At 72.4% G+C, this 16340-nt stretch carries 18 protein-coding genes; 9 read left to right on the forward strand and 9 right to left on the reverse strand.

Going from position 1 to position 16340, the window contains the following annotated elements:
- Positions 1-70 precede the first annotated feature (70 nt).
- The gene (locus Q9R26_RS00460) at positions 71-682 is read left to right on the forward strand and encodes a hypothetical protein (protein WP_182064979.1); all 612 of its coding nucleotides are present in this window, start codon (positions 71-73) and stop codon (positions 680-682) included.
- Entirely contained in the window at positions 682-912 is a 231-nt protein-coding gene (locus Q9R26_RS00465; protein ID WP_071245067.1) for a helix-turn-helix transcriptional regulator, read from the forward strand. The genes Q9R26_RS00460 and Q9R26_RS00465 overlap by 1 nt, the downstream gene beginning before the upstream one ends.
- Positions 913-990: 78 nt before the next feature.
- Here Q9R26_RS00465 and Q9R26_RS00470 read toward each other — a convergent pair whose 3' ends face one another.
- The 6 genes from Q9R26_RS00470 to Q9R26_RS00495 form a co-directional block, all read right to left on the reverse strand.
- Positions 991-2067: an ABC transporter permease gene (locus Q9R26_RS00470; protein WP_182064980.1), complete on the reverse strand. Its 1077-nt coding sequence runs from the start codon at positions 2065-2067 to the stop codon at positions 991-993.
- Positions 2064-2945, reverse strand: a complete 882-nt coding sequence (locus Q9R26_RS00475; protein ID WP_027465984.1) for an ABC transporter ATP-binding protein — start codon at positions 2943-2945, stop codon at positions 2064-2066. The genes Q9R26_RS00470 and Q9R26_RS00475 overlap by 4 nt, the downstream gene beginning before the upstream one ends.
- Positions 2946-3090: 145 nt before the next feature.
- Entirely contained in the window at positions 3091-3822 is a 732-nt protein-coding gene (locus tag Q9R26_RS00480) for a response regulator transcription factor (RefSeq protein ID WP_311226244.1), read from the reverse strand.
- Positions 3804-5078 (reverse strand): sensor histidine kinase, encoded by a 1275-nt coding sequence (locus Q9R26_RS00485; protein WP_311226245.1) that lies wholly within the window; start codon positions 5076-5078, stop codon positions 3804-3806. The genes Q9R26_RS00480 and Q9R26_RS00485 overlap by 19 nt, the downstream gene beginning before the upstream one ends.
- Positions 5079-5160: 82 nt before the next feature.
- Positions 5161-5469, reverse strand: coding sequence for a transcriptional regulator (locus tag Q9R26_RS00490; protein WP_311226246.1), 309 nt, complete (start codon positions 5467-5469; stop codon positions 5161-5163).
- Positions 5466-5786: a hypothetical protein gene (locus tag Q9R26_RS00495; protein WP_311226247.1), complete on the reverse strand. Its 321-nt coding sequence runs from the start codon at positions 5784-5786 to the stop codon at positions 5466-5468. The genes Q9R26_RS00490 and Q9R26_RS00495 overlap by 4 nt, the downstream gene beginning before the upstream one ends.
- 216 nt (positions 5787-6002) lie before the next feature.
- Here Q9R26_RS00495 and Q9R26_RS00500 point away from each other — a divergent pair, with 216 nt between their 5' ends.
- The gene (locus Q9R26_RS00500) at positions 6003-6356 is read left to right on the forward strand and encodes a YciI family protein (RefSeq protein ID WP_311226248.1); all 354 of its coding nucleotides are present in this window, start codon (positions 6003-6005) and stop codon (positions 6354-6356) included.
- Here the strand turns inward: Q9R26_RS00500 and Q9R26_RS00505 are convergent.
- On the reverse strand, positions 6262-7503 hold the full coding sequence (locus tag Q9R26_RS00505) for an MFS transporter (protein ID WP_311226249.1): 1242 nt from the start codon (positions 7501-7503) through the stop codon (positions 6262-6264). The two genes, Q9R26_RS00500 and Q9R26_RS00505, sit on opposite strands and share 95 nt — an antisense overlap.
- 23 nt (positions 7504-7526) lie before the next feature.
- On the opposite strand from Q9R26_RS00505, the gene Q9R26_RS00510 reads away from it, so the two are divergent.
- On the forward strand, positions 7527-8117 hold the full coding sequence (locus tag Q9R26_RS00510; protein ID WP_311226250.1) for a TetR/AcrR family transcriptional regulator: 591 nt from the start codon (positions 7527-7529) through the stop codon (positions 8115-8117).
- A complete protein-coding gene (locus Q9R26_RS00515; protein ID WP_311226251.1) occupies positions 8114-9007 on the forward strand; it encodes an alpha/beta hydrolase-fold protein in 894 nt (297 codons plus the stop codon). The genes Q9R26_RS00510 and Q9R26_RS00515 overlap by 4 nt, the downstream gene beginning before the upstream one ends.
- Before the next feature lie 117 nt (positions 9008-9124).
- Here Q9R26_RS00515 and Q9R26_RS00520 read toward each other — a convergent pair whose 3' ends face one another.
- The gene (locus Q9R26_RS00520; RefSeq protein WP_311226252.1) at positions 9125-9607 is read right to left on the reverse strand and encodes a RimK/LysX family protein; all 483 of its coding nucleotides are present in this window, start codon (positions 9605-9607) and stop codon (positions 9125-9127) included.
- An 89-nt stretch (positions 9608-9696) separates the two neighbouring features.
- On the opposite strand from Q9R26_RS00520, the gene Q9R26_RS00525 reads away from it, so the two are divergent.
- The 4 genes from Q9R26_RS00525 to Q9R26_RS00540 all read left to right on the forward strand — a co-directional run bounded on the left by Q9R26_RS00525 (position 9697) and on the right by Q9R26_RS00540 (position 15715).
- Positions 9697-10875 (forward strand): RimK family alpha-L-glutamate ligase, encoded by a 1179-nt coding sequence (locus Q9R26_RS00525; RefSeq protein ID WP_209135636.1) that lies wholly within the window; start codon positions 9697-9699, stop codon positions 10873-10875.
- Positions 10876-10944: 69 nt separating this feature from the next.
- The gene (locus Q9R26_RS00530; RefSeq protein WP_182064995.1) at positions 10945-12018 is read left to right on the forward strand and encodes a 3-oxoacyl-ACP synthase III; all 1074 of its coding nucleotides are present in this window, start codon (positions 10945-10947) and stop codon (positions 12016-12018) included.
- Positions 12015-14729: an alpha/beta fold hydrolase gene (locus Q9R26_RS00535; protein ID WP_311226253.1), complete on the forward strand. Its 2715-nt coding sequence runs from the start codon at positions 12015-12017 to the stop codon at positions 14727-14729. Before Q9R26_RS00530 ends, Q9R26_RS00535 begins: the two co-directional genes overlap by 4 nt.
- Positions 14726-15715 carry an NAD-dependent epimerase/dehydratase family protein gene (locus Q9R26_RS00540; RefSeq protein WP_311226254.1) on the forward strand — a complete coding sequence of 330 codons (990 nt, stop codon included), beginning with the start codon at positions 14726-14728 and terminating at the stop codon, positions 15713-15715. Before Q9R26_RS00535 ends, Q9R26_RS00540 begins: the two co-directional genes overlap by 4 nt.
- Here Q9R26_RS00540 and Q9R26_RS00545 read toward each other — a convergent pair.
- Complete coding sequence (locus Q9R26_RS00545) at positions 15691-16266, reverse strand: gamma-glutamylcyclotransferase family protein (protein ID WP_311226255.1); 576 nt, start codon at positions 16264-16266, stop codon at positions 15691-15693. The two genes, Q9R26_RS00540 and Q9R26_RS00545, sit on opposite strands and share 25 nt — an antisense overlap.
- Between the last annotated feature and the right edge of the window lie 74 nt (positions 16267-16340).

Consider the following 16340-nt stretch of genomic DNA (forward strand, 5'->3'; position numbering starts at 1 on the left):
CGGCACTGGACCTATCGTTTATCGTTGCATCGAAATTCGATGGTATCGATGATCGACAGGGGAAGCAGCCATGACCACACCCGTCTACGAACCGCCCCGCGGGCGGAACTCCTACCTGGCCTACGTCGTCTCGTGCGCGATCGGCATCGTGTTCGTGGTGTGGCGGTACGTCGACCAACTCGTCCGCTCGATCACCTCGGGCACGGTCGCGGTGCCGATCCGGATGCGCGAGACCAGTGCCGTCCCGCAGCCCCCCGGCGGTGCGGCGGTCACCTCCGACCAGCTCGTGCTCCGGGCACCGGTCGCCGACGTGCCGGGCGGCGCGATCGGGTACATCCGCGTCGGCGACGCCCTCGAGGTCCTGCTCGTCAGCGCCCTCATCGCCCTGGTCGCGGCGGTGGCCTGGAAGATCTCACGCGGCGGGCTCTTCGACCGCTCGACCACCCGGATCCTCGACTGGCTCGCCGGCGCGGTGCTGGTGGCCGGGTTCCTGCCGTCGTTCGTCCGCCGGATGGGGTGGAACTGGGTGGTGTCGGGCCTCGGCTGGGACGGGTACCTGCCGACCCCGGTGGTCGACCACCAGTTCCTGCCGGTGTACCTCGGCCTGCTCGTCGTCATCTGCTTCCGGTTCGCGCTCACCGCCTCGCAGCGGATGGTGCGGGACCAGGCCGGCCTGGTCTGATGCCCCCGGAACAGGAGGACGGCCACGCCGTCGTCTGCCACCTCGACGACCTGCTGGCCGAGCGGGGAATGACCCTGACCGAGCTCGCCGACCGTGTCGGTGTGACCGTCGTCAACCTCTCGGTGCTCAAGAACAACCGGGCACGCGCGATCCGGTTCTCGACCCTCACCCGGCTGTGCGAGGTGCTCGGCTGCCAACCGGGCGACGTGTTCTCGGTGCGCACGGACTGACGACGGAAGGCCCGCCCGACGTGAGCGGATCTGCTCACGTGGGCGGGCCTCCCGGCCGGACCCGCCGGGGCTGCGGCGTCAGCCGCGCAGCGCCTCGGACAGCTTCACGCGACTGCCGGTGCGGAGCAGGGCGTTCTCGTAGACGCGGGCGCCGATGACCACGACCGCGACGACCGAAGCGGCGACGATGACGAGCGACAGGATCGGCTCCCACCACTCGGCCGTCCCCAGGAAGATCCGCATCGGCATGCCGATCGGGGCGCTGAACGGCACGTAGGACATGATGCCGAGGATCGTCGGGTTGTCGTACGCGACGATGATCAGGAAGTACGGGATCATCACGAGCATCATCACCGGGGTGGTGACGCTGCCGACGTCCTCCTGGCGTGACACCAGCACGGCCGCCGCGGCGAACAGCGACGCGAGGAGCACGAACCCGATCGCGAAGAAGCCGATGAACCACAGGATGCTCGGGCCGAGCATCGCGAACATGTTGTCCTGCCCGGTCACCGCCAACGTGACGATGGCGGCGACGGCCACCGCGACGATCTGGGCGAAGGCCATGATGCTGTTGCCGAGGACCTTGCCCGCGAGCAGCGCCCTGGCCGGGATCGCGGACATCAGGATCTCGACCACCCGTGTCGACTTCTCCTCGACGACGCTCTGCGCGATCGACTGGCCGAACGTGACCGCCGACGCGAAGTACACGACGCCGAACGCGATGGCGATGAGGTAGACCAGGCCACCGGGCAACGCGTCCGGGTCGAGCAGCTCGATCCGCGGGGCGACGCTCAACGCCGAGACGACCTCGGACGGTGCCTCGTCGAGTCCGACGACCTCGTAGCCGAGCGGGTCGTCCGACGGCACGATCGCCGCGTCGACGTCGCCCTCGGTCACGAGCCGTTCGGCGTCGTCGACCGATGCCGCCTTCGTGACGTCCAGTCCGCTGGTGGTCGGCAGTGAGACGCCGTCCACGACCGCGACCGGGGTGGTGTCGTCGGCGGTGGCCTTGCTCACGATCCCGCCGACGACGATCGATGCGACGACCATGCCGATCAGGATGAGTGCCGAGACCACGAAGGCCTTGCTGCGGATACGTGCCTGGATCTCACGTGCGGAGACGAGCCGCACGGCCTGCACGAATGAGTTGTTCATCGGACGACCTCCCGGAAGACCTCGCTGAGCCGCGGCACCCGCGGCGAGAACGACCCGACGGTGCCGTGCTGGACGGCACGCTGCAGGACGCGCTGGGCGGTGGCGGCGTCGGCCTCGAAGACCGCGTACCCGCCGTCGAACTCCCGCACGGCCACCCCCGGCTCGTCCCGGAGCCAGGCGACGTCCCCGTCGACCAGCAGCTCCCAGGCGGCCGGACCGGCCTGCTTGCGGAGTTCCTCCTGCGGACCGGCGGCGCGGATCGTGCCGCCGGCGATGACGACGACGTCGTCGCACAGCCGCTCGACCACGTCGAGCTGGTGGCTCGAGAACAGCACCGGGACGCCGCGGGCCGCGGTCTCGCGCAGGACGCCGAGCACCGTGTCGACGGCCATCGGGTCGAGGCCCGAGAACGGCTCGTCGAGCACGAGCACCTCGGGGTCGTGTGCCAGCGCCGCTGCGATCTGCACGCGCTGCTGGTTGCCGAGCGAGAGCTTCTCGACGGGGTCGCCGGCGTGAGCGGTGAGTTCGAGGCGCTCGAGCAGCTCGCCGGTGCGGGTCGTCGCGGCGCGCTTGTCGACGCCGTGCAGCCGGGCCAGGTAGGTGATCTGCTCGGCCACCGGCATCTTCGGGTACAGGCCGCGTTCCTCGGGCATGTAGCCGAAGCGGCGGCGGTCGGCGGGACGGACCGCGGTGCCGTCGATCGAGACCGAGCCGGCGTCGGCCTGGAGCACGCCGAGCATGATGCGCATGGTGGTGGTCTTGCCGGCACCGTTGCCGCCGACGAAGCCGGTGAGGCGGCCGCTGCCGACCGTGAACCCCACGTCGTCGAGCACGCGGCGGTCGCCGAAGTGCTTGGTCACCCCTTCGATGGTGAGCATGTCGTTCCCCTTCGTCGCGACGCTCGTCGTCGCTGTCCCCGACGCTATTGGCCGGGAGGCACGCCCCGCCTCCGCCGCCAGACGGGACTCCGGTGGGTGGCCGGCTCCACCACGTGGGGGAGGAGCGCGCGTCGGTCCGGTCCGGTCAGCCGGCGACGCCGTGCTCGAACGCCCAGACGACGGCCTGGATCCGGTCGCGCAGTGCGAGTTTCTGGAGCACGTTCGACACGTGGGTCTTCACGGTGGCGTCCCCGACGTAGAGCTCGGCGGCGATCTCCGCGTTGCTCAGGCCGCGGGCGAGCAGTCGCAGCACCTCGGTCTCCCGCTCGGTGAGCCCGGCCGCGGCGAGTGCGTCGTCGCCCGTCGTGGTCGTCGTGTCGGTCGTCGCAGTCGTCGCGGTGGTGGTCGCCGAGGACTGGGCCGCAGCGGACGCCGTCGCCCGGCTGATCACCCGGCGCGTGACGTCCGGCGCGAGCAGGGCGTCCCCGGCGGCGACGGTCCGCACCGCGTCGATCAGCCGCTCGGGGGAGGCGTTCTTCAGCAGGAACCCGCTCGCCCCCGCCTCGAGCGCTTGGAACAGCGCGTCGTCGCTGTCGAACGTGGTGAGGATGAGCACCGCCGGTGGGTCCGGCAGTGCCGCGATCCGTCGTGCCGCCTCGAGCCCGTCGACGCCGGGCATCTGCACGTCGAGGCAGACCACGTCCGGACGGAGCTGCTGCACGGCCTCGACCGCCCCTGCGCCGTCCGCGGCCTCGCCGACGACCCGGAACCCGGGCTCGGACTCCAGGATCACGCGGAACCCGGCGCGGACGAGCTCCTGGTCGTCGACCAGCACGATGGTCAGGTCGGTCGTCGCGTTCACGTCGTCGGCAGCCATGCCCGCACCAGGTAACCTCCTCGGGCTCGTGGCCCGATCTCGATCCGTCCGTCCACGGCGGCGACGCGTTCCCGCATCCCGACGTGTCCGAGGCCGCTGCCGGAGGTGCTCCGGGCGGCACGGGCACCGAGCCCGTCGTCCGTGACCTCCACCTCGACGCCGTCGTCCAGGTACCGCAGCCGGACGTCGGCGCGGGCGGTCGGTCCGGCGTGCTTGAGGATGTTCGTCACCGCTTCCTGCACGATCCGGTACGCCACCGCGGCCACCGTCGGCGGCACCGGGCGCTCGTCGCCCACGACGACGTACTCGGCGGGGTGGCCCGCCACCCGGGCGGACTCGGCCAGTTCGGCGATCCGCGTGATGCCCTCGGTGCTCGGACCGTCGCCCTGCGGTGTCCCGAGGCCGTCCGCGTCGTCGTCGGAGCGCAGGGTGCCGAGCATCCGCCGGAGTTCCTCCACCGCGGTGCGGGCGCTCTCCTCGACCACCCCGAGTGAGGCGGTGGCCTGAGCCGGGTCGCGGTCGATCACGCGCCGTGCAGCACCCGCTTGCACGCCCATCAGCGAGACGTGGTGAGCGACCACGTCGTGCAGTTCGCGGGCGATCCGGACCCGCTCGATCGTGACGGCCTGCGCCGCGGACCGCTCCCGCTCGGCGGCGAGTTCGGCGGTGCGTTCGGCGAGCTGGTGCCGTGCGACCGCGGAGGCCCAGGCGCGGTTGCCGGCGTACCAGGCGGCGCCGAAGTAGATCACGTTGATGACGATGTTGAGCAGCGAGATCGCCACGTAGGGCGCCACGGGGGAGTCGGTGTCGTTCGGCAGCGCGTTCGGCGACGCCCACCCGAACGAGATCGCGACGAACAGCCACGCGAACATCCCGCCGATGACGACCCAGCGCACCGCTTCGGCCCGCACCCGGTCGGAGCACCACGCACCCACCGTGTACAGCGCGATGAAGAGCGTGAAGTTGACGAGGAAGACCTCGGGCACCTGGAGCAGCTGCGTCGCGGCGAACGCCGCCGCCGACACGAGGGCCACCGACATCGGGAACCGGCGGCGGAACGCGATCGGGGCCGCGTTTGCGACGATCATCAGTGCCGAGACCCACCACTCGGCCTGGTCGTCACCGTACGTACCGGCCGACCCGTACAGGAACGTCGTGACGGCGAGCCCGCCGGCCAGCACGACTGCGAGCACCGTGTCCTGCCGGTACTCGTGCCGCCCCACCGGCAGTCGCGACCACTCCGCCGTCGTCCCCACTTTCGAAACGCTAGCGGAATCCCGGTGCGATGTCGCCACCGCGCTGGGCTGCTCGGCGTCCGCTCGCTTCACGGTGCGGCGGTCACCTGGCGGGTTCGGCGATCGCCCGGATGGCGGCGAAGTGCCGCTCGAACGCATCTCGTCCTGCGCAGGTGAGGGCGAGCCAGCTCCTCGTGCTCCGCCCGACGCGAAGTCTGCGGATGCGGAGGAAATCCGCCTCTGCCAGAGTCGCCGCTGCTTGGGACAGCGTTGAGTCGCTGACCTCGAGTGCGTCCCGGACGACACCGAACTCCGCTTCGTCCACCGTCCTGAGCAGAGCGAGCAGTGAGAACCGCACCGGCGAGTGGATCCGGTCGTCGAGTTCGTGCCGAGGGTGGGAGCCGCTCGTCATCGACGCCCCGGCCGAGCCCGCACCGCCGCCACGAAGAGGGGTGCTGCGACGACGAGCGCGGTCGCTCCCCAGGCCACCACCGACGTCGACCCGTCGAGTCCTCGGAGCAGCGCGGCATCGAGCGGGGCGACGGCGAGGACGTAGAGGACACCTGTCGCGACCCAGGCGACGGTCATCAGTCGGTTGCCTCCGAGGGGGACGACCCGCCGGGTACTCGCGACGAGCCACAGCGCGATGACGACGACCGCGGCGCCCGCGAGGACCGGCAGCCGCGGGGCGTCCAGCCCCTCGACCACGAACACGAAGGACGCGACCACGGCGGCACTGCAGAGGAACACCGGCGTCTGCCATCCGCGCCCTGGCCTGAGGCGAGTCCCGACTGCAGCTCCTCGAGTGGAAGTGTTCATGTTCACAGATGGTAAACGTGAAACTGCCGCATCCGCGGATGTCCCAGTGGAGCAGCAGCTTCACAGCGAACGCGTCCGTCGATGCGCGGCAGGAGTAGCCTCCCGCCAACGAGCAGGGGAGACGCCGTGCAGTTCCTCGTCAACGTCATCGACGACGGCCAGGCCGCCGCTGTCGGCAACACGTCCTCCGCGACCGACGCCGAAGCTGCTGCGGTCGATGCCTTCAACGAACGGATGGCCGACGCGATCGTGTTCGCCGCCGGTGTCTCCGCACCGGCCGACGCCATAGTGGTCGACGCCCGCGGAGACGCGGACGACACGACGCCCAGGCACGCCACGACCGGGCCCGCGACGAGCGCCGACGAGTACGTCGCCGGGTTCTGGGTCATGGACCTCCCGGACGCCGAGACGGCGGCCCGGGTGGCGCACCAGGCGTCGCAGGCGTGCAACCGGAAGATCGAGCTCCGCCCGCTGCTCTGACCGCACGGAGGGCACCCCGCCGACGGACCACCGCGGGCACGGCGCTCGCCGCGGTCACGCCTGCCCCGACCACGAACGTCGCGACGAACCCGATCGCACCGACGAGCGCTCCGGCACCCGCCGCACCGACAGCCTGCCCGAGCACGAGTGCGACGAACAGCATCGACGTGCCCGCCGACGACCGCTCGGCATCGATCTCGGTCGTCCACGCGATCAGCGCTCCGGTCGCCGCCGTGTAGCCCCAGCCGAACACGGCACACGCCAGCAGCGCCGCGACCGTCGACTGCGGCGCTGCCCCCAGTGCCACGACGGCGACGGCGACCGCCCCCGCCGTGACCGCCCAGAGCGTCCGGGCGCGCAACCCGTTCGTCCAGCGCGCGGTGACCACGACGGCCGCTCCGCCGATCCCGAGCGCGATCCAGGCCGACACCGAGACGACGACCGATGCGCCGGCCTCCACCAGCGCCGAACGTCCGTAGGTCCAGACGACGGCGGAGCCTGCCCCGAACAGCAGCGCCAGCAGGAGGACCCCTCGGTGTGCCGCGAACCACGGAGCGCCGGGCAGTGGTGCCCGGGACGCGGCAGCCCCGCCGCGGGACGCCACGAGCAGCAGTGCGCCGACGGCCAGGGCGAACACCCCGGACACCGCCCAGGCCGTCCGCCAGTCGGGCAGCAGCACGAGTGCGAGCACCCCGGCGCCCACGAGCCCGGGGCCGGTACCGGCGTTCACGATCGCCTGCGCTCGACCGAGCAGCGCCGACGGCACCTGCTCGGCGACGATCCGGACGAGGGCGGGGGACGCGAGTCCGGCACCCGCCGACGCGACCACGGCGCTGATGCCGAACGCCAGCGAGCCGCCGGCCGCCGCCATGGCGATCGCACCGACCCCCGCCACCAGGGTCGAGACCGCGACGAGCACCCGGGGCATCCGTGCGGCGAGCAGGAAGCCGGCGACCGCACCGACGCAGTACAGCGCCGAGGCGCCCGACGAGACCCACCCGGCGGCGTCGGACCGGAGCCCCAGGTCGCGCTGCACGTCGGGCAGGAACAGCCCGTACGCCAGGCGCACCAGCCCGTAGGTGGCGGCGATCAGGCCGAGTCCGCTCACGAGGAGCAGTCGGTGTCGTAACGAAAACGATCGTTTCACTTTTCAGAGCCTAGGGTGCTCTCATGGTGATGCGCCCAGGGACCGAGCAACGGCTGCTCGACGCCGCCGAGGAGCTCTTCTTCTCACAGGGCATCGCCGCCACCCCGATCGACGCCGTCCTGGAACGGGCCGGGGTCTCGACGGCCACGCTGTACCGCGGCTACGCGAGCAAGGAGTCGCTCGTCGCCGCGGCCCTCACCCGTCGCCACGAGGACTGGATCGCCACCTGGGACCGTGCGGTCGCCGCCGAACGGGACGACCTGGGCCGACTCCTGGCGGTGTTCGACGCCCTCGACGACTACCGCTCGACGCCCACGGGCTCCCGCTGGTGCGCCTTCCTCGGCACCGCCGCCGAGTACGCCGACGCCCCCGCCGAGGTCCGACAGGTGCTGGACCTCGAGACCACCACGTTGCGTCGGCGGCTCGTGGCACAGGCGGTGCCGGTGGTCGGTCCCCGTGCCGAGGCCCTCGCCGACCAGCTGCTGCTCGTCGTCTCCGGTTCCCTTGCGATGCGGTTGCGCGACCCCGCGCTCGACACGACGACGGCACGGTCCGTCGCCGCGTCCCTCATCCGGGAACACACCACCCCAGAGGGAACGGCGCCCACCCCATGACCCGATCGCGTGCTGCCACGATCACGCGGCGTTCCCTGCTGATCGGTGGCACGGGCGTCGTCGCCGCGGGAGCCGTGGCCGAGGCGATCAACCTGAGCCTGCTGCCCGGACGCTCCACCCTGTACCGGGTCCTCGGTCTGGACGGCACCGACGGCACGGTCCCCGACGTCGAGCCCGTCCCCACCACCTCCGGCACCTTCGTGTCGGCGGCGCGGAACGGCCGCACCGTCGGCTGGACCATCGCGGCCCCGGCGTCGGACGCCCCCTTGCCGGTTGCGGTCGCCCTGCACGGCTACGGCGACGACCACACCTCGTTCTTCGGGCGGAGCCTGGGCTACGACCGGTTCCTCGCGGCGCACGTCGCCGACGGCGGAGCCCCGTTCGCGATCGCCTCGATCGACGGCGGCAACCGCTACTGGCACCCACGAGCCGACGGGGACGATCCCGCCGCGATGGTCGTCGACGAGTTCCTGCCCCTGATCGCCCGCCGCGGATTCGACACGGACCGCCTCGCCCTGACCGGCTACTCGATGGGTGGCTTCGGAGCGCTCCGGCTCGGCGGGGTCCTCGGTGCCGAGCGCGTCCGAGCCGTCTCGGCCATCAGCCCGGCGCTCTGGAAGTCGGCCGCCGACACCGCCCGGGGCGCCTTCGACGATGCTGCCGACTTCCGCGCGAACACCGTCCTCGGCCGGCAGCGCGCGCTCGATGGCGTCGCCGTCCGCGTCGACTGCGGCAACGGCGACGGGTTCGCGCCGGCGGTGCACGCCTACGTCGACGGCTTCGACACGCCTCCGGCCGGGGGCTTCGCACCCGGCGCCCACACGCGCGGCTACTGGCGCCGCCTGGCGCCCCAGCAGCTCGCCTTCCTCGGCCGCCACCTGGGTCGCTGACCCGGGCAACGCCCGAGACGCGCGTCGAGGCGGACGTGAGGCCCGTGGCAGCCCCGCACCGCGCCTCCAGGCCGTCGACCGGTCACCCCACGGCCCGCGTCGCGCGACCAGGAGCGCTCAGGCGCGTCCGCGGTTGCGGCGCCGGATCTCCTTCGGAGCCCGCCCGGCCATGAAGGACCGCGCAGGATCGACGAGGAAGCCCTGCCGGAGCGCCTCGCGACCGATGAGCATCCGGAACCCCATCTGGTCCCGGTTGCTCAAGGTGACCTCGGACTCGACGACCTGCCCGGCCAACGCGATCCGCGTGCGGACGACGATGCGCTCCTGGGTGTGTCCGGTCGAGCTGCGCACGATCCGCCGGTCGTGCACGTCGCACTCGATGGTGGAGGCGTCGGCATCGGTGTCCTGCCAGGGGTGCAGCGAGAACCGAACCCGCTCGCCGGGCAGTTCCTCGAGGTCGAAGGCGTGCAACGCGGAGGTCCGGGCGCCGGTGTCGAGCTTCACCTTGATCCACGGCACGCCGAGGTCCGGCAGTCCCGCCCACTCCCGCCACCCGGCGACGACGAGCCCGCTGTCGGAGGACTTCGGAGCTCGCGCCATGTGCCCATCCTGTCGCATGCTCCGTGGCCACGTCCGCATGCTTTGATGGGGCGTCGCCGTCGATCCGACCCAGCGGAGAACCCCCCCCGATGAAACTCGCCATCCTGTCGCGCGCGCCCCAGGCGTACTCGACCCAGCGCCTCCGAGCGGCGGCACTCGACCGCGGCCACGAGGTCAAGGTGCTCAACACCCTGCGCTTCGCGATCGACCTGTCCGGTGACGATCCGGACCTGCTCTACCGCGGCAAGCTGCTGAGCGACTACGACGCGGTGCTGCCGCGCATCGGCAACTCGATCACCTACTACGGCACCGCCGTCGTGCGCCAGTTCGAGCAGATGGACGTCTACACGCCGAACACGGCGAACGGCATCACGAACTCGCGCGACAAACTGCGGGCCAACCAGATCCTGTCGCGGCACGACATCGGCATGCCGGCGACGACCTTCGTGGCCGGCCGCAACGACGTGCGCGGCGCGATCGAACGGGTCGGTGGCGCGCCCGTCGTCATCAAGCTCCTGGAGGGCACGCAGGGCATCGGCGTGATCCTGGCACCCGAGGCGAAGGTGGCCGAGTCGATCGTCGAGACCCTGCACTCCACCAAGCAGAACGTCCTCATCCAGCGGTTCATCGCCGAGAGCCGCGGTCGTGACATCCGGGCCCTCGTCGTCGGTGACCGGGTGGTGGCGGCGATGCGCCGGACCGCCTCGGGTGACGAGTTCCGCTCGAACGTGCACCGCGGCGGCACAGTCGAGAAGGTCACGCTCTCGCCCGAGTACGAGGCCGTGGCCGTGCGCTCGGCGCAGATCATGGGACTCAAGGTCGCCGGCGTCGACATGCTCGAGGGCAACGACGGGCCCCTCGTGATGGAGGTCAACTCGTCGCCAGGGCTCGAGGGCGTCGAGCGTGCCACCGGCCTCGACATCGCCGGTGCCGTCGTCGACTTCATCGCGAACCAGGTCGCGTTCCCCGAGATCGACGTCCGCCAGCGGCTGTCCGTCTCGACGGGTTACGGCGTCGCCGAGCTCCTCGTGCACACGAACGCCGACCTGGTCGGCAAGACGATCAAGGAGTCCGGGCTCTGGGACCGGGACATCACGGTCCTCACGCTGCACCGCGGCTCGAACGTCATCCCGAACCCGCGCAGCGGCGTCGCCCTCGAACCGGGCGACCGGCTGCTCTGCTTCGGCAAGCTCGAGGAGATGCGGTCGATGATCCCGGAGCGCCGCAAGCGGCGAGCAAAGGTGCGGAAGCTGCCGAAGGACGTCTGATCCGGAGCCGTCCAGCGCATCCGGATCGCGCACACAGGCCAGATGCGGAAGTATGTGTCGGTGACGATCATGACGGAACGGCCGGTCGACCAGGCATCGAGCAGTGAACCGGAGCAGCCCGGCAACGCCACGGCGAAGCACCGGAACGTCTCACTGCTCTCCGTGGCGACCACCACGGCGGAGCGTGTGACGACCTCGGCCGACATCGAGGCCAAGCTCCGCGGGGTCCTCCGTCGGCTCCGTCTGCCGATGGGGCTGCTCGAGCGCGTCGCCGGGGTCATCGAGCGTCGCAACTGGGGCGAAGGGCAGACCTTCCAGGACGCCGCGATCGACGCCGGACGTCGCGCGATGGCCGAGGCCGGTGTCCGTCCCGACGAGATCGGGCTGCTCATCAACACCTCGGTGACGCGCCCGCACCTGGAGCCGAGCGTCGCCGTGCGGTTGCACCACGGGCTCGGCCTGCCGTCGTCTGCGATCAACTTCGACATCGCGAACGCCTGCCTCGGGTTCGTCAACGCCATGAGCGTCGCCGCGGGCATGATCGACTCCGGGCAGATCAAGTACGCGCTCGTCGTCGACGGCGAGGACGCCGACCAGGTGCAGCTCAACACCATCGACCGCCTCAACCAGGGCGGCCGGAACCGCAAGGACTTCATGAGCGAGTTCGCCAGCCTGACCCTCGGGTCCGGCGCTGCTGCGGCCGTGCTCGGCCCGGCGGACCTGCACCCCGAGGGCCACCGGATCGTCGGCGGCGTCACCCGTGCGGCGACCCAGTGGTACGACCTGTGCGTCGGCAGCGTCGACGGCATGTTCACGGACGCGAAGATGCTGCTCAAGGGCGGCATGGAGCTCGTCGTCGCCGCCTGGACCGAGGCCCGCGCCCACTTCGACTGGGCGAACATGGACCGCTACGTGCTGCACCAGGTCTCCGACGTGCACACCAACGCCTTCGTCGAGGCGATCGGCATCCCGCGCGACAAGGTCCCCACCACCTACCAGCGCTTCGGCAACGTCGGTCCCGCGTCGATCCCGATCACCCTGGCCGACGAGGTCGCTTCCGGCGGCATCCGTCGCGGTGACCGCGTGTTCCTGGGTGGCGTCGGTTCCGGCATCAACACGGCGATGATGGAACTCCACTGGTGAGGTCCCGGCTGCCCCGCGTCGCCGCGAGCACGGCTCCGGCGACGCAGCCGCCCTCCCTGCCCGGCCTCGACCCGGCCTGGTCGCGTCTGGTCACGGTCCCCGAGTGGTCCGGTGATCGCTCAGGAGGAACGGATCGCGCCGCGCGCACGTGGCACCTCCTCGACACGGCCGGCGCCCTGGCCGCGCTCGGTGTGGAACCGGTCGGCACGATCCTGTGCGTGCACGGCAACCCGACCTGGTCGTACCTGTGGCGGTCGGTGCTCCGCACCTCGCTCGAGGTCGCCCAGGCTGGCGGTCCGGCCTGGCGCGTGGTCGCCGTCGACCAGCTCGACATGGGGTTCTCGGAGCGCACCGGCGTCGAGCGCGGACTCGCGCAGCGCGTCGCAGACCTCGGGGCCTTGACCGACGAACTCGGGCTGACCGGACCGGTCGTCACCCTCGGCCAAGACTGGGGTGGTGTGGTGTCGCTCGGGTGGGCGGTCGACCACCCGGACGTCCTGGCCGCCGCGATGACGTGCAACACCGCCGTGCACCAGCCCGACGACGCCCCGATCCCGGCACCGCTGCGGCTCGCCCTCGGCCCGGGGATGCTCGGCCGCGCGACGGTCGTGACCCCGGCGTTCCTCGAGACCACCCTGGCCATCGCGCACCCGAAGCTCGACCGTGCCACGGCCGACGGCTACCGGGCGCCCTACCGCGGTGCCGCCCGACGCGGGGGCATCGGCGGCTTCGTCGCGGACATCCCCGTCGACGCCCAGCACCGGAGCGCCCCGGAACTCGACCGCATCGCCGCCGGGGTCGCCGCGCTCGACGTGCCGGTGCTCCTGCTCTGGGGTCCGCGCGACCCGGTGTTCCTCGAGCGCTACCTCGATGACCTGACCGAACGCGTGCCGCACGCCGACGTCCACAGGTTCGAGGGCGCCGGGCACCTGCTGCCCGAGGACGCCGACGTGACGGGCGCGGTGTTCGACTGGCTCGGTGACCGCCTGCCGGACGGTGGCCGTCCTGCCCAGGCCCCCACGGGCCTCCAGTCCGCCGTGGACCCGGGACCGCCCGCACAGGCGACCCCGCCGCTCTGGGCGCGGCTCGACGAACTGCGCGAGCGCGACGAACCCGCGCTGGTCGAGATGGCCGCCGCCGGCGGCCCCCGCACGATCACGTGGCGGCTGCTCGCCCGACGGGTCGACGAGATCGCCGCAGGGCTCGACGACCTGGGCGTCCGGAGCGGCGACCGTGTCTCGCTCCTGGTGACCCCCGGCGCTGACCTGACCGCCGTCCTGTACGCCTGCGTGCGGATCGGGGCGGTCGTCGTCGTCGCGGACGCCGGACTCGGACTCGGCGGCCTGACCCGGGCCGTCCGCGGAGCCCGACCGGACTGGATCATCGGCGCGCTGCCCGGGCTCGGTGCCGCGCGTGCGCTCGGCTGGCCGGGGCGACGCATCGCGACGGTCTCGTTGCCCGCGCCGGCCCGGAAGGCACTGCGGGTGGAGCACACGCTCGTCGACGTCGCCCGCCGCGGCGCCCGCCGTCTCGCCCACGGCACCGCGCTGCCGGCGGCCCCGTCGTCTGACGCGCCCGCTGCCGTGCTCTTCACCTCGGGATCGACCGGCCCGGCGAAGGGCGTCGTGTACACGCACGGGCAGCTCAGTGCCGTCCGGGACGCCCTGGCCACCCAGTACGACGTCGGTGTCGGCACCGGGCTCGTCGCCGGTTTCGCACCGTTCGCGCTGCTCGGCCCGGCCCTCGGAGCACGGTCGGTCGCGCCCGACATGGACGTCACCGCGCCGCGCACCCTGACGGCGAAGGCGGTCGCGGCCTCGGTCGCCGCGGCTGATGCCACCGTGGTGTTCCTGTCGCCGGCGGCCCTGGCGAACGTCGTCGCGACCGCTTCGGAACTCACCGACGCCGACCGCCAGGCACTGCGGGGCGTGCGGCTGTTCCTGTCGGCCGGGGCTCCCGTCTCGGCTGCGCTGCTGACCGCGGCGACCGAGCTGATGCCGAGCGCCAGCGCGCACACCCCCTACGGCATGACCGAAGGGCTGCTCATGACGGACGTCGACCTCGACGGGGTCCGAGCCGCCGGGCGGTCCGACGACGAGGGGATCTGCGTGGGGGTGCCGGCAGCGAACGTCCGCGTCCGCATCGCGCCGCTCGACGGTTCCGGGCGCTCGACCGGAGCCCTGACGGACGAGCCCGGGGTCACCGGCGAGATCGTCGTCGCGGCACCACACGTGCGCGACCACTACGACCGGCTCTGGCGAACCGACCGGGTCTCGCGCCTCGGCGTCGACGACCCGCGCGGGCACCGCACCGGGGACGTCGGGCACCTGGACGCCGCGGGACGGATCTGGGTGGAGGGCCGGCTGCAGCACGTGCTCACCACTCCGGACCGGGTCGTCACGCCGGTGGGTCCGGAGCAGCGGATCGAGGGCGTCGACGGTGTCGGACGCGCCGGCGTCGCAGGCATCGGTCCGGTCGGCACGCAGCAGGTGGTGGCCGTCGTGGAGACCGACCCCGCCGTACGGCGGCCGGGTCTGGCGTCGCCGCAGCTCGCCGCAGCGGTCCGTGCCGCCGCCGGGGTACGGCTCGCCGCGGTGCTCGTCGTGCCCGTGCTGCCGACCGACATCCGGCACAACTCCAAGGTCGACCGCACCCGGCTGTCCCGCTGGGCCGGCTCGGTGCTGTCCGGCGGCCGGATGGTGCGTCCGTGAAGGTCCTGGTCACCGGGGCCAGCGGGTTCCTCGGGCAAGCCACGGCCGCAGCCGTGCGGGACGCCGGGCACGAGGTCCGGACCTTCCAGCGCCGTCCCTCCGGGGTGCCGGGCGTCCAGGACGTCGCCGGGACGATGACGGACGACGCCGCGATCGCCCGCGCGGTCGACGGGGTCGAGGCGGTCGTGCACCTGGCCGCGAAGGTGTCGCTCGCCGGGGACCCGGCCGACTTCGCCCGTGTCAACATCGAGGGCACGCGCTCGCTGCTGCGGGCCGCCCGTGCCGCCGGGGTCGGGCGCTTCGTCTTCGTGTCGTCACCGTCGGTCGCGCACACCGGGTCGTCGCTCGTGGGGGCCGACGCCGGTCCGGCCGAACCGTCCCGTGCCCGTGGCGACTACGCCCGCACCAAGGCCGCGGCGGAGCTGCTGGCGCTCGACGCCGACGCCCCGGACTTCGCCGTCGTGGCGGTCCGGCCGCACCTGGTGTGGGGTCCGGGCGACACGCAGCTCGTCGGACGGATCGTCGAGCGGGCTCGGGCCGGACGGCTCCCGCTGCTCGACTCCGGTGCCGCGCTCATCGACACGCTCTACGTCGACAACGCCGCGACGGCAATGGTCGCGGCGCTCGAACACGCCATGGACGACGGTGTGCACGGCAACGCCTACGTGGTCACGAACGGTGAGCCCCGCCCGGTCGCCGACCTGCTCGCCGGCATCTGTACGGCGTCGGGCGTCCGACCGCCGCAGTGGCACGTGCCGGCCGCGGTCGCACGGGCCGCGGGGTCTGTGGTCGAGGCCGTCTGGCGGGTCCGACCGGGCGAGGACGAGCCGCCGATGACCCGGTTCCTGGCCGAGCAGCTGTCGACTGCGCACTGGTTCGACCAGCGGCGGACCCGGCGCGACCTGCGGTGGACCCCGTCGGTGTCGATCGACGAGGGGCTGGAACGGCTGCGCGCCGCGGCTCAGGCCTCGTCGGCCGCCACGTAGACCCAGGCCGTCCAGCCCGAGGCCAGCGTGACCCGTACGCGCTGGTAGTCGGCGACCTCGTAGCCGTCGACCGCGCGGAGCTGCCACTCGTACCCGAGCGTCAGGGCCACACCCTCGACGACGTCGCCGGCGGAGCCCCGGCGCAGGATCGGGTGCCGGTCGGAGCCGCTCGTCCGGATGACGTCGGGGTCGGTGATCGTCACCCAGTCGAGCCGCCAGCCTGGCAGGGAGTCCGGCGTGGTGGGGACGTGGTCGCCGAACAGCGACTCCTGCACGAGGGGCTGCTGGAGCGTGCCGTACGAGAAGACCCGGTGCGTCTCGCCGGGGCGCGGCGTCGGACGCTTGACGGGCCGCGGAGCGATCGCCGGGGTCGAGGTCCAGACGAGTGCACCGGCCAGGCCGGTCAGGCCGAGGTGCAGCAGCCCGACGACGACGAGGAGGATCCCCCAACCGGCGCCGACGGCGATCGCGATGATCCCGACGACGAGACAGACGAGTGCGAACGCGCCGAGACCGATGACCCAGCGCTGGCCGGGGGAGAGACGCTTCACGTCGAGAGGCTAGCGGACCGGAGGCCCGGATCACGCGCGCCGATCGGCGCAGGTGATCCGGGCCTCCTGACCGC

It is taken from the genome of Curtobacterium sp. BRB10, from assembly GCF_031844325.1.
GTDB classification, from domain to species: Bacteria; Actinomycetota; Actinomycetes; order Actinomycetales; family Microbacteriaceae; genus Curtobacterium; species Curtobacterium poinsettiae_A.